Source organism: Streptomyces boncukensis (assembly GCF_011045075.1).
Lineage (GTDB): Bacteria > Actinomycetota > Actinomycetes > Streptomycetales > Streptomycetaceae > Streptomyces > Streptomyces boncukensis.
On record NZ_JAAKZZ010000242.1, the window covers coordinates 1 to 10,988 of the forward strand.

Consider the following 10,988-nt stretch of genomic DNA (forward strand, 5'->3'; position numbering starts at 1 on the left):
GCCGGGGTTTCAGGGTCGGTCCTCGTCCGCCGCGAGCAGTTCGCGGACGACGGGAGCCAGGTCCCGGAAGGCCCGTCCCCGGTGGCTGATGGCGTTCTTCTCCGCCGCCGACAGCTCCGCACAGGTCCGCGTCTCGCCCTCCGGCTGCAGGACGGGGTCGTAGCCGAAGCCGCCGGTGCCCGCGGGGGCGTACCGGAGGGTGCCGCGCAGCCGGCCGCTCACGACGCGCTCGGTGCCGTCGGGCAGCGCGAGGGCCGCGGCGCACTCGAAGTGCGCCGCGCGGTGCGGCTCGGCGATGTCGGCGAGCTGGGCGAGGAGGAGGTCCAGGTTGGCGCGGTCGTCGCCGTGGGCCCCCGCCCAGCGGGCCGAGAAGATGCCGGGCGCGCCGCCCAGCACGTCGACGCACAGCCCCGAGTCGTCGGCGACGGCGGGGAGTCCGGTGGCGCGGGCCAGGGCGTGGGCCTTGAGGAGGGCGTTCTCCGCGAAGGTCACGCCGGTCTCCTTGACGTCGGGCACGTCCGGATAGGCGTCCGCGCCGACGAGGTCCAGTGCGAGGCCCGCGTCGGCGAGGATGGCCCGGAGTTCGGTGACCTTGTGGGCGTTGCGGGTGGCGAGAATCAGGCGCTTGGTGCTCATGGGCACCGATTATGCTGCCGCCCCGCCCGATGGTGCCGGACCGGGGCGGCCGTGCCCGGTCAGTTCTTGCAGATCTTGGTGAGCTCGTCGGCGGCTTCGGTGAGGGGCCGGGTGTCGGGTTTGCGGTCCGCCTCGACGTCCTTGCGCATGCTGTCCACCGCGTCGCCCAGCTTGTCGGCGATCCGCTCGACATCCGCGTCGTCCGTCTTGTCCTTGACCCTCTTGAGGTTCTCGTCGACGCGGTCGAGGGGCTCGTCGGCCTCGTCGGGCTTCACGGCCGCCTCCAGGGCGGCCCGCTGGGCGTCGTCCACGGCGTCCGAGACCTCCAAGGCGGTCTTGGCGCAGTCCAGCGCCCGGCCCACCGCGTCCCCGGCGTCCTTGTCGTCGCAGCCGGCGGCTAACGGCACCGCCAGCGCGACCGCGGCAACGGCGGCAACCGTCGTCCTACGCAGCAATCCCCTGCTCCCCTCCCCTGTCCCCGCCACTGGCGCACTGGTCGGGCCGCACGGTTCGACGCGTGCGGCCCGCACCCGGTGAGACGCGTAAAGCGTGCGCAAAGTTGCGTCACCGGCCGAGCGCGCTCCGCTGGACGCCGTCGAGCTGGGCGCATCCCTTGGCCGCGAGGTCGAGCAGGCCGTTCAGCTCGTCCCGCGAGAACGGCTCGCCCTCGGCGGTGCCCTGGACCTCGACGAACCGCCCGTCCCCCGTGCAGACCACGTTCATATCCGTCTCGGCCTGCACATCCTCCTCGTAGCGCAGGTCGAGCAGCGGGACGCCGCCCACGATGCCCACGCTGACCGCGGCGACGGTGCCGGTGAGCGGCTGCGCCCTGGCCTTGATCAGCTTCTTCTCCTGGGCCCAGGAGACGGCGTCGGCGAGCGCCACATAGGCCCCGGAGATGGCGGCGGTCCGGGTGCCGCCGTCGGCCTGGAGGACGTCGCAGTCGAGCACGATGGTGTTCTCGCCCAGCGCCTTGAAGTCCACGACAGCGCGCAGCGAGCGCCCGATGAGCCGGGAGATCTCGTGGGTCCGTCCGCCGATCTTGCCGCGTACGGACTCGCGGTCGCCGCGGGTGTTGGTGGACCGCGGCAGCATGGCGTACTCGGCGGTGACCCAGCCCTCGCCGCTGCCCTTGCGCCAGCGCGGCACGCCCTCGGTCAGGCTCGCCGTGCACAGCACCCTGGTGTCGCCGAAGGAGACCAGGACGGATCCCTCGGCGTGCTTGCTCCAGCCGCGTTCGATGCTGACGGGGCGGAGCTCTTCGGCCGTTCGGCCGTCGATACGAGACATGGGGGGAGCCTAGAGCCTGCCCGGGTTCCCTCGCCGAGCCGGGGCGCCCGAAAAGGGGCGCGGGGCCCGTGTCCTTCGCGGCTGCGCCGCAAGCTCCCGGCTTCGCCCGGACAGGGAGGTGTCCCCTGGCCGGGCACGCGGTTCCCCGCGCCCCTTCGGGGCGCTCAGCTCACATCATGTCCTCGATGTCGGCGGCGATCGGGTCGGCGTCGGTGCCGATGACGACCTGGATCGCGGTGCCCATCTTCACCACACCGTGCGCGCCCGCGGCCTTGAGGGCGTCCTCGTCGACGAGGGAGGCGTCGCTCACCTCGGTGCGGAGCCGGGTGATGCAGCCCTCGACCTCTTCGATGTTGTCGAGCCCGCCGAGTCCGGCGACGATCTTCTCAGCCTTGCTGGCCATGTGTTTCTCCTGGTGTTCCGGGGCCCGGTGGACCGCTGGGCGTCGCAGTTCATATGAGACCACGTTCAGCCCATCTTCGCGGGCATATGTCCTCTATCTAGCGAATGATGGCGGTTGCTCCGCACGGTACGGCGGTCATCCCTGGCCGCCCTCCCGCGCTAGAGGTCTACACCAGTATGCGACAGGCCCGCGGAGTCGTTGGTCATGGGGCCGACGCCCGGCCGGCAGACAGGAGGAGCCCGTGAGTTCCGAAGCCGCAGCGGCAGCGCCACACCGGCGGTGGACGTCGGTCTTCTTCCAGGGGCTCCAGAAGATGGGCCGCAGCCTGCAGCTGCCCATCGCCGTGCTGCCCGCGGCCGGCATCCTCAACCGGCTCGGGCAGCCCGACGTCTTCGGCGACGAGGGGCTGAAGTGGACGGAGGTCGCCAAGGTCTTCGCGGGCGCGGGCAGCGCGCTGCTGGACTCCGCGCTGGGGCTGCCCCTGCTGTTCTGCGTGGGCGTCGCCATCGGGATGGCCAAGAAGGCGGACGGCTCCACCGCGCTCGCGGCCGTCGCCGGGTTCCTGGTCTACTACGGCATCCTGCACCAGTTCCCGCACTGCCCCGACGGCTCCTCCTTCCAGGACGGGGTCTGCGTGGGCAAGAGCGGCACGGCGGCCGGGGCGCCCACGTACCAGAACCCTGGCGTCTTCGGCGGTATCGTCATGGGACTGCTCGCCGCCTGGTTCTGGCGGCGCTTCCACCGCGTCAAGCTGGTGGACTGGCTCGGCTTCTTCAACGGCCGCCGGCTGGTGCCGATCATCATGGCCTTCGTCGCGCTCGGCGTCGCCTCGCTGTGCCAGTGGGCGTGGCCGCCCATCGGTGACGGGCTGACCAGCTTCTCCAAGTGGATGACCGACCTGGGCGCCTGGGGCTCCGGCATCTTCGGCATGGCGAACCGGGCCCTGATCCCGATCGGCATGCATCAGTTCCTGAACACGTTCATGTGGTTCCAGTTCGGGGACTACCGGAAGCCGGACGGCGACCTGGTGCACGGCGACATCAACCGGTTTCTGGCGGGCGACCCGAGCGCGGGCCAGTTCACCTCGGGGTTCTTCCCGATCATGATGTTCGCGCTGCCCGCTGCGGCGCTGGCGATCACCCATGCGGCCCGCCCGGCGCGGCGCAAGGTGGTCGGCGGGATGATGGTGTCGGTCGCGCTCACCTCCTTCGTCACGGGGGTCACCGAGCCGATCGAGTTCTCGTTCCTCTTCGTGGCGCCCGCGCTCTATGTGATCCATGTCGTCCTCACCGGTGTCTCCATGGCGGTGACCTGGGCGCTCGGGGTGCACGACGGCTTCAGCTTCTCCGCGGGACTGATCGACTACGTGATCAATTGGAGTCTGGCCACCAAACCGTGGATGATCATCCCCATCGGACTGTGCTTCGCGGTCGTCTACTACGTGATCTTCCGCTTGGTGATCGTCAAGTTCGATCTCAAGACGCCGGGCCGGGAGCCCGAGGAGCTGGCGGAGGAGATCGAGAAGGAGAACACCCAAGCCTGACCGGCCGCGCCGACCGCACCGGCCGCACCGGCCGCACCGGCCGCCGCCCGGAGGGCGGAAGGGCCCTCGCCGCCCCGCACGCGCCCCGCGCGTCAAGGGCCCCGAGGGCCCTTCCGTGCGCGCGGCGAACCCCTCGGAGGAAGCGATTCCGTACCCCGGCGTGCTCATGTTAATAATGGTCTAAACCACTAGTACTGTGGACTGGACCACTGAGCGGGCCTCCTCCCTGTGCGGCGCCCGCTTCACCTGGAGGAACACGACATGAGCACGGAAGCCGCAGCTCCCGCGAAGAGGCGGGGCTCCGGACTGTTCCAGGGGCTGCAGAAGGTGGGCCGCAGCCTGCAGCTGCCCATCGCCGTCCTGCCCGCGGCCGGCATCCTCAACCGGCTCGGCCAGCCGGACGTCTTCGGCGACGACGGGCTGAAGTGGCACGACGTCGCCGCGGCCTTCTCGGGCGCCGGCGGCGCGATCTTCGACAACCTCCCGCTGCTGTTCTGCATCGGCGTCGCCATCGGCTTCGCGAAGAAGTCGGACGGCTCGACCGCGCTCGCCGCGCTGGTGGGCTTTCTCGTCTACAAGAACGTGCTCCAGGCGTTCCCGGTCCACGAGGCCGTCATCAAGAACGGCGAGGACACCCCGGCCGTCTACAACGACCCGGGCGTGCTCGGCGGCGTGGTGATGGGCCTGATAGCCGCCGTCGTCTGGCAGCGGTACCACCGCACCAAGCTGGTGGACTGGCTCGGCTTCTTCAACGGCCGCCGGCTGGTGCCGATCATCATGGCCTTCGTCGGCCTCGCCGTCGGCGTGCTCTTCACCCTCATCTGGGGCCCGATCGGCGACGCGATCACCGACTTCGGCGAGTGGATGACCGGCCTGGGCGCGGGCGGCGCGGCCATCTTCGGCGCGATCAACCGTGCGCTGATCCCGGTCGGCATGCACCAGTTCCTCAACACGGTGGCGTGGTTCCAGCTGGGTGAGTACAAGGACGGCGGGGACGTCGTGCACGGCGACATCGCCCGCTTCTTCGCCGGGGACCCGAGCGCGGGGCAGTTCATGTCCGGCTTCTTCCCGATCATGATGTTCGGCCTCCCGGCGGCGGCGCTCGCCATCGCGCACTGCGCCAAGCCGCACCGCCGCAAGGCCGTGCTGGGCATGATGGTCTCGCTGGCGCTGACCTCGTTCGTCACCGGCATCACCGAGCCGATCGAGTTCTCGTTCATGTTCATCGCGCCGGTGCTCTATGTGGTGCACGCCCTGCTGACGGCCCTGTCGATGGCGGTGACCTGGGCGCTCGGGGTGCACGACGGCTTCAGCTTCTCCGCCGGGTTCATCGACTACGCGATCAACTGGAGCCTGGCGACCAAGCCATGGCTGATCATCCCGATCGGGCTCTGCTTCGCGGTCATCTACTACGTGACGTTCCGCTTCCTGATCATCAAGCTGGACATCAAGACGCCGGGCCGCGAACCGGACGAAGAGGTGGAAGACCTCACCAAGTAGCGGCAGGGCAGCGGGCCGGGCGCGGATCAGATCTCGTGGACCGCGCCCGGCCGCGCCATGTCCACCGGCCCGTCGAAGACGGACTTGGCGTCCCGCAGATTGATCTGCGGGTCCGTCCACGGCGGCACATGGGTGAGCACCAGCCGCCCGGCCCCGGCGCGCTGGGCGCACTCCCCCGCCTCGCGCCCGTTCAGATGCAGCCCGGGGATCTGCTCCTTGCCGTAGGTGAAGGACGCCTCGCACAGGAACAGGTCCGCGCCCTCGGCCACGGCGTCCAGATTGGCGCAGGGGCCGGTGTCACCCGAGTAGACGAGCGTCCGGCCGGTCTCCCGGTGCTCGACCCGGAAGGCGTACGCCTCCACCGGGTGGTCCACCCGCTCGGCGCGCACCCGGAAGGGGCCCAGCTCCGCCTCCGCGCGCGGCGCCAGCGTCCGGAACTCGAAGACCTCGCTCATCGACTTCTCGGTGGGGGTGTCGGCGTACGCCGTCGTCAGCCGCTCCTCGGTGCCCTCCGGGCCGTAGACCGGGAGGGGCGCGCACCGGCCGCCCTCGAAGCGGTAGTAGCGCGCGACGAAGTAGCCGCACATGTCGATGCAGTGGTCGGCGTGCAGATGGCTGAGCGCGATGGCGTCGAGGTCGTAGAGCCCGCAGTGCCGCTGGAGCTCGCCGAGCGCGCCGTTGCCCATGTCGAGCAGCAGGCGGTACCCGTCGGCTTCCACGAGGTAGCTCGAACAGGCCGATTCCGTCGAGGGAAACGATCCGGAACAGCCGACGACGGTGAGCTTCATGGAGCGGGGACCTCCGTTGGCGGCCGGCGAGGGATATCCCCCGTTCTTGACGAGGGAATTCCGAGCGTAAGCCGCGCGGGTCCCGGTGGCTCCTCGGTAGCACGCTGGTGTGGGCGGAATCACCAGCCCGGGGTAGCGTCGGGGAATGGACACCTCGTGGTGGCTGGCGCTGGGCGGCGTGGCACTGCTCGCGTTCGTCGCGGCGCTCGTCGACGGACGCCGGCGCCTCGGGCCCGGCCTCCCGTCCGGGCTCCGGCGTGCGCCGGGCGCACAGCCCGGCGACGTGTGGCTGGCCCGGGTGCCGGGCGCGGGCGAGCGGCCGTATCTGGTGCTCGCCGTCCGCGCCGACGGGAGCGTCCGCGCCGTGCGGGTGGTGCGGGAGCGGGACGCGTATGTGCTGCCGGCCGGCCCCGGCGCTGCGGATATCGGGCCCGCACGGCTCGTGTGCCGGGCGGGCACGGTGGACGCGGACGTCTGGGAGCGGGCCCGCCACCTCGCGGAGTGAGCCCGAGCCCGCCGGATACGGCCGTCAGGCCCAGAGCTGGCCCTGGACCGCCTCGATGGCCTCCTGGGTGGACGGGGCCGTGTAGAGCCCCGTCGACAGGTACTTCCAGCCGCCGTCCGCGACGACGAACACCACGTCCGCGCTCTCCCCGGCCCGCTGCGCCTTCCGGGCGACGCCGATCGCCGCGTGCAGCGCCGCGCCGGAGGAGACGCCCGCGAAGACGCCCTCCTCCGCGAGGAGTTCCCGGGTACGGGTGACCGCGTCCTCGGAGCCGACCGAGAACCGGGTGGTGAGCACCGACTCGTCGTACAGCTCGGGCACGAAGCCCTCGTCGAGGTTGCGCAGCCCGTAGACCAGGTCGTCGTAGCGCGGCTCGGCGGCGACGATCCGGATGTCCGGGCGCTGCTCGCGCAGATACCGCCCGGCGCCCATCAGGGTGCCCGTGGTGCCCAGCCCCGCCACGAAGTGGGTGACGGACGGCAGGTCCGCGAGGATCTCGGGCCCGGTGGTGGCGTAGTGGGCCCCCGCGTTGTCGGCGTTGCCGTACTGGTAGAGCATCACCCAGTCCGGGTGCTCGGCCGCCAGCTCCTTCGCCACCCGTACGGCGGTGTTGGAACCGCCCGCCGCCGGGGACGAGATGATCTCGGCGCCCCACATGGCGAGCAGCTGGCGCCGCTCCTCGCTGGTGTTCTCCGGCATGACGCAGACGATCCGGTAGCCCTTGAGCCTGGCCGCCATGGCCAGCGAGATGCCGGTGTTGCCGGAGGTCGGCTCCAGGATGGTGCAGCCCGGGGTCAACCGGCCGTCCTTCTCGGCCTGTTCGACCATGTGCAGCGCCGGGCGGTCCTTGACGGAGCCGGTCGGGTTGCGGTCCTCCAGCTTCGCCCAGATCCGCACGGTCTCGGAGAGGGACAGCCGCGGCAGCCGTACGAGCGGGGTGTTGCCGACGGCGTCCAGCGGGGAGTCGTAGCGCATCAGCGCATGCCTCCCGACCGCCGCCCGACCACCACCCCGGTAGGACGGGGCTCCGCCCCGGCGCCGCCCGCGACCGCCGGAAGAATCGTCACGCTGTCCCCGTCGCTGAGCTCGGTCGCGATGCCGTTCAGGAACCGCACGTCCTCGTCGTTGAGGTAGACGTTCACGAAGCGGCGCAGCTCGCCGCCGTCCACCAGGCGGTCCTGGAGGCCCGTGTGCCGCGTCTCCAGGTCGGAGAAGAGGTCTCCGATGGTGGTGCCGGTGCCCTCGACCGCCTTCTGGCCGTCGGTGTAGGTGCGGAGGATGGTCGGGATGCGGACCTCGATGGCCATAGGGGTGCTCCTGTCGGAGAAGAGGAATGGCTGGCTGTGCGGGCTGCTGAGCGGGCAGGCCGGAGCGGCGGCGCCCGGCGGCGCGGGCGCCGTACCCGTCACGGGCGCGGACAGATGGCGCTGGAGAGGCGGCACAGGTCGACGTGCAGGCGCGCCACGAGCAGCAGAGTGCCCGGGGTCCCCTCAAAAGCGCTCACGTCGTGGACAACCATGGGCTCATCGTAACGATTCCCGACCCCGGAACCGGATCCGTGTTTCACAGTGCGGACGCGGGCGTCTCAGTATGTATCGACGAGGGTGACCTCCTCCTCCGTCACCTCGCCCTCGGCGATGCGGAAGGAGCGGAAGGAGTACGGGCCCTCGTCGTTGCCGCACTCGGCGGTGGAGACCAGGACGTAGTGGGCACCGGGCTCGTTGGCGTAGGAGATGTCGGTGCGCGAGGGGTACGCCTCGGTGGCGGTGTGCGAGTGGTAGATGACGACCGGTTCCTCGTCGCGGTCGTCCATCTCGCGGTACAGCTTGAGCAGGTCGCCCGAGTCGAACTCGTAGAACGTGGGCGAGCGTGCGGCGTTCAGCATGGGGATGAAGCGCTCGGGGCGGCCGGAGCCGGCCGGGCCCGCGATGACGCCGCACGCCTCGTCAGGGTGGTCCTGACGGGCGTGGGCGACGATCTGGTCGCGCAGCGCGCGGGTGATGGTCAGCATGCGGGCCAGCATAAGCAGCCACCCGTCTCCGCGTACCCGGCGTCACCCCGCACCCCTGGGGGCGCCCCGTGAAGGAGGGCTACGCCTTCGCTTCGGATGCCTCGATCTCCTCTTCCGACTCACCCGCGTCCCGGCGCCGGGTGAAGTCCAGGACCTTCTTCAGCTCCCGCTTGACCACCGGCATCAGGAAGTAGAGCCCGGCGATGTTGAACAGCGCCGCGGCGAACAGTGCGGCGTCGGAGAGGCCGACCAGGGTGCCCAGGGAGAGCAGGGCGCCCGCGATGGTGATGATGCTGAAGACGACCTTGTAGGCGTTCTGGGAGGTCCTGGACTCGCCGAAGAAGAACGTCCAGCACTTCAGCCCGTAGTAGCTCCAGGTGAGCACCGTGGAGAAGGCGAACAGCAGCACCGCGACGGTGAGGACGTAGGGGAACCAGGGCAGCGCGGTGTCGAAGGCGTCCGAGGTGACGGAGATGCCCTGGCTGGTGCTGCCGTCCACCTCGCGGCCGGCCGCCGCGTCGTCCCGCAGCTTCTCGTACATCGGCCCGCCCGCGATGATGATCGTCAGCGCGGTCATGGTGCAGACGACGACGGTGTCGATGAACGGCTCCAGCGAGGCGACCAGGCCCTCGGTGGCCGGGCGCTTCGTCTTGACGGCCGAGTGCGCGATGGACGCGGAGCCGATGCCCGCCTCGTTGGACCAGGCGGCCCGCTGGAAGCCGACGATCAGCGCGCCGATGGCGCCGCCCGCGACGCCCTCGGGGTTGAACGCCTGGGTGACGATGTCGCCCAGGGCCGACGGCACCGAGGTGATGTTGAAGAGGATGACGAGCAGACACGCGGCGACGTAGACCAGCGCCATGCTCGGCACCAGCCGGCTGGCCACCTTGCCGATGGCCTTCACCCCGCCCAGCAGCACCAGCGCGACGAGCGCGGCCAGCACGGCGCCGTAGAACAGCGCGCCGCCGGAGTTGTTGAAGATGCTGTCGTCCTTGCCGGTGACGGACACCAGCTGCTCCAGGCTCTGGTTGACCTGGAAGAGGTTGCCGCCGAAGAAGGCGAAGATCAGGATCATCAGGGCGCTGCAGTAGGCGAGCACCTTGCCGAGGCCCGGCAGCCCGCGCTCGGCCAGCCCCCGGGTCAGATAGCGCATCGGCCCGCCGGAGACGGTGCCGTCCTCGTTGACCGTCCGGTACTTCACACCGAGCGTGCACTCCACGAATTTCGTGGCCATACCAACGAAACCGCAGAGGATCATCCAGAAGGTGGCGCCGGGGCCGCCGATCGAGACGGCGATGGCGACACCGGCGATATTGCCGAGGCCGACGGTTCCGGAGACGGCGGACGACAACGCCTGGAAGTGGCTCAGTTCGCCGGGCGCGTTCTTCTGCTCATACTTGCCACGGACCAGCCGCAGGGCCACCGGCAGGTGCCTGACCTGCGCGAATCCGAAGTAGATGGAGAAGACAGCGCCCGCGACCACCAGCCAGGCGACCATCAGCGGAAGATCTGTCCCAAATACGTGGACATCGTAGAAGACGATGTCATTCATCAGTGTGGAAATAGGATCAAAGAAGTCGCTGACGGACTTGTCGACCTGATCAGTCCAGGACATGCGGTTACCTTCGGCCGAGCGGTAAGGGAACGACTCCGCAGGCACCGAATACGGAAACGGGGTACATCGCCGGGGGGAGGATATACGGAGTCGGGTTGCCGGGATTCTTATCACGGACCGCGACCGCAGAGATGTGACCTGAGTCACATGAACAGATAACGGACGGATAGCGCCCCCGGCAATACCGGGAGAACTCAGGGCGTCAGCGTCTCGACCAGTGACTCCTGTAGGCCGCCCAACCAGAGATAGGCCATTACCATCGGCTTGCGAGGATCGGAATCCGGCAACGTGTACAGCCCGCTGCCGTCATCGTCGTCCGTCACCTCCAGCCGGGTGCCGATGGCCAGCCGCAGATCGTTGAGCGTGCCGAGCCACCGCCGGGAGTCGTCCGGGGTGAGCGTGAGCACCGCGCCCCGGTCGCCGGGCGTGAGCGAGTCCAGCGCGCGGACCACCGCGAGGCCGTCCTCCCGCTTGCGGGCCCGCAGATCGTTCTCCGTAAAGCGGCGGAACTCGGACGAGGCGGCGCGGGCGTCCTCCAGCTCGTCGGGCTTGAGCCCCTCCGCGTCCGGCCCCGGGCCGTAGGCGTCCGGGAACAGCCGGGCGAGCGCGGGGTCGCTGGGCGGCTCGGAGGGCCCGTCGGCGAACGGCGGCCAGGCGACGTCCTCCAGCCCCTCCAGCCCTTCCAGGCCCGCCGCCC

At 70.2% G+C, this 10,988-nt stretch carries 14 protein-coding genes; 3 read left to right on the plus strand and 11 right to left on the minus strand.

The annotated features are described in order from the left end of the window. Positions 1 to 9: 9 nt before the first annotated feature. The 4 genes from rdgB to G5C65_RS21525 form a co-directional block, all read right to left on the minus strand. Positions 10 to 636, minus strand: a complete 627-nt coding sequence (gene rdgB, locus G5C65_RS21510; RefSeq protein WP_165300536.1) for an RdgB/HAM1 family non-canonical purine NTP pyrophosphatase — start codon at positions 634 to 636, stop codon at positions 10 to 12. Positions 637 to 695: 59 nt separating this feature from the next. Continuing rightward, the gene (locus G5C65_RS21515) at positions 696 to 1,091 is read right to left on the minus strand and encodes a hypothetical protein (RefSeq protein ID WP_165300537.1); all 396 of its coding nucleotides are present in this window, start codon (positions 1,089 to 1,091) and stop codon (positions 696 to 698) included. A gap of 109 nt (positions 1,092 to 1,200) precedes the next feature. Continuing rightward, positions 1,201 to 1,926 (minus strand): ribonuclease PH, encoded by a 726-nt coding sequence (rph, locus tag G5C65_RS21520; protein WP_165300538.1) that lies wholly within the window; start codon positions 1,924 to 1,926, stop codon positions 1,201 to 1,203. Positions 1,927 to 2,095: 169 nt separating this feature from the next. Further along, positions 2,096 to 2,329 (minus strand): PTS sugar transporter subunit IIB, encoded by a 234-nt coding sequence (locus tag G5C65_RS21525; protein WP_165300539.1) that lies wholly within the window; start codon positions 2,327 to 2,329, stop codon positions 2,096 to 2,098. A gap of 241 nt (positions 2,330 to 2,570) precedes the next feature. On the opposite strand from G5C65_RS21525, the gene G5C65_RS21530 reads away from it, so the two are divergent. Continuing rightward, positions 2,571 to 3,872, plus strand: a complete 1,302-nt coding sequence (locus G5C65_RS21530; RefSeq protein ID WP_338146563.1) for a PTS transporter subunit EIIC — start codon at positions 2,571 to 2,573, stop codon at positions 3,870 to 3,872. A 261-nt stretch (positions 3,873 to 4,133) separates the two neighbouring features. Then, complete coding sequence (locus G5C65_RS21535; protein WP_165300540.1) at positions 4,134 to 5,372, plus strand: PTS transporter subunit EIIC; 1,239 nt, start codon at positions 4,134 to 4,136, stop codon at positions 5,370 to 5,372. 26 nt (positions 5,373 to 5,398) lie between these two features. Here the strand turns inward: G5C65_RS21535 and G5C65_RS21540 are convergent, their stop codons facing one another. Next, on the minus strand, positions 5,399 to 6,160 hold the full coding sequence (locus G5C65_RS21540) for an MBL fold metallo-hydrolase (protein WP_165300541.1): 762 nt from the start codon (positions 6,158 to 6,160) through the stop codon (positions 5,399 to 5,401). A 145-nt stretch (positions 6,161 to 6,305) separates the two neighbouring features. On the opposite strand from G5C65_RS21540, the gene G5C65_RS21545 reads away from it, so the two are divergent. Next, positions 6,306 to 6,665, plus strand: a complete 360-nt coding sequence (locus tag G5C65_RS21545) for a type II toxin-antitoxin system PemK/MazF family toxin (RefSeq protein WP_165300542.1) — start codon at positions 6,306 to 6,308, stop codon at positions 6,663 to 6,665. Between the two features lie 24 nt (positions 6,666 to 6,689). Here the strand turns inward: G5C65_RS21545 and G5C65_RS21550 are convergent, their stop codons facing one another. From G5C65_RS21550 to G5C65_RS21570, 6 genes are all read right to left on the minus strand, one after another. Further along, positions 6,690 to 7,640 carry a PLP-dependent cysteine synthase family protein gene (locus tag G5C65_RS21550; RefSeq protein WP_165300543.1) on the minus strand — a complete coding sequence of 317 codons (951 nt, stop codon included), beginning with the start codon at positions 7,638 to 7,640 and terminating at the stop codon, positions 6,690 to 6,692. Further along, entirely contained in the window at positions 7,640 to 7,972 is a 333-nt protein-coding gene (locus tag G5C65_RS21555; RefSeq protein ID WP_165300544.1) for a MoaD/ThiS family protein, read from the minus strand. The genes G5C65_RS21550 and G5C65_RS21555 overlap by 1 nt, the downstream gene beginning before the upstream one ends. 98 nt (positions 7,973 to 8,070) lie before the next feature. Then, positions 8,071 to 8,184, minus strand: coding sequence for a putative leader peptide (locus G5C65_RS40490; RefSeq protein WP_338146564.1), 114 nt, complete (start codon positions 8,182 to 8,184; stop codon positions 8,071 to 8,073). A gap of 66 nt (positions 8,185 to 8,250) precedes the next feature. Continuing rightward, complete coding sequence (locus tag G5C65_RS21560) at positions 8,251 to 8,676, minus strand: M67 family metallopeptidase (protein WP_165300545.1); 426 nt, start codon at positions 8,674 to 8,676, stop codon at positions 8,251 to 8,253. A gap of 79 nt (positions 8,677 to 8,755) precedes the next feature. After that, on the minus strand, positions 8,756 to 10,291 hold the full coding sequence (locus G5C65_RS21565) for an alanine/glycine:cation symporter family protein (RefSeq protein WP_165300546.1): 1,536 nt from the start codon (positions 10,289 to 10,291) through the stop codon (positions 8,756 to 8,758). A 194-nt stretch (positions 10,292 to 10,485) separates the two neighbouring features. Continuing rightward, positions 10,486 to 10,988: DUF2017 domain-containing protein (locus tag G5C65_RS21570; RefSeq protein WP_165300547.1), on the minus strand; the 503-nt coding region annotated here is incomplete at its 5' end.

What these genes read in the sequence shown, in the direction of transcription:
- rdgB (WP_165300536.1), bottom strand. Translation starts at nt 636, where the DNA reads ATGAGCACCAAGCGCCTGATTCTCGCCACCCGCAACGCCCACAAGGTC.
- rph (WP_165300538.1), bottom strand. Translation starts at nt 1,926, where the DNA reads ATGTCTCGTATCGACGGCCGAACGGCCGAAGAGCTCCGCCCCGTCAGC.
- G5C65_RS21525 (WP_165300539.1), bottom strand. Translation starts at nt 2,329, where the DNA reads ATGGCCAGCAAGGCTGAGAAGATCGTCGCCGGACTCGGCGGGCTCGAC.
- G5C65_RS21535 (WP_165300540.1), top strand. Translation starts at nt 4,134, where the DNA reads ATGAGCACGGAAGCCGCAGCTCCCGCGAAGAGGCGGGGCTCCGGACTG.
- G5C65_RS21540 (WP_165300541.1), bottom strand. Translation starts at nt 6,160, where the DNA reads ATGAAGCTCACCGTCGTCGGCTGTTCCGGATCGTTTCCCTCGACGGAA.
- G5C65_RS21545 (WP_165300542.1), top strand. Translation starts at nt 6,306, where the DNA reads ATGGACACCTCGTGGTGGCTGGCGCTGGGCGGCGTGGCACTGCTCGCG.
- G5C65_RS21550 (WP_165300543.1), bottom strand. Translation starts at nt 7,640, where the DNA reads ATGCGCTACGACTCCCCGCTGGACGCCGTCGGCAACACCCCGCTCGTA.
- G5C65_RS21555 (WP_165300544.1), bottom strand. Translation starts at nt 7,972, where the DNA reads ATGGCCATCGAGGTCCGCATCCCGACCATCCTCCGCACCTACACCGAC.
- G5C65_RS40490 (WP_338146564.1), bottom strand. Translation starts at nt 8,184, where the DNA reads ATGGTTGTCCACGACGTGAGCGCTTTTGAGGGGACCCCGGGCACTCTG.
- G5C65_RS21560 (WP_165300545.1), bottom strand. Translation starts at nt 8,676, where the DNA reads ATGCTGACCATCACCCGCGCGCTGCGCGACCAGATCGTCGCCCACGCC.
- G5C65_RS21565 (WP_165300546.1), bottom strand. Translation starts at nt 10,291, where the DNA reads ATGTCCTGGACTGATCAGGTCGACAAGTCCGTCAGCGACTTCTTTGAT.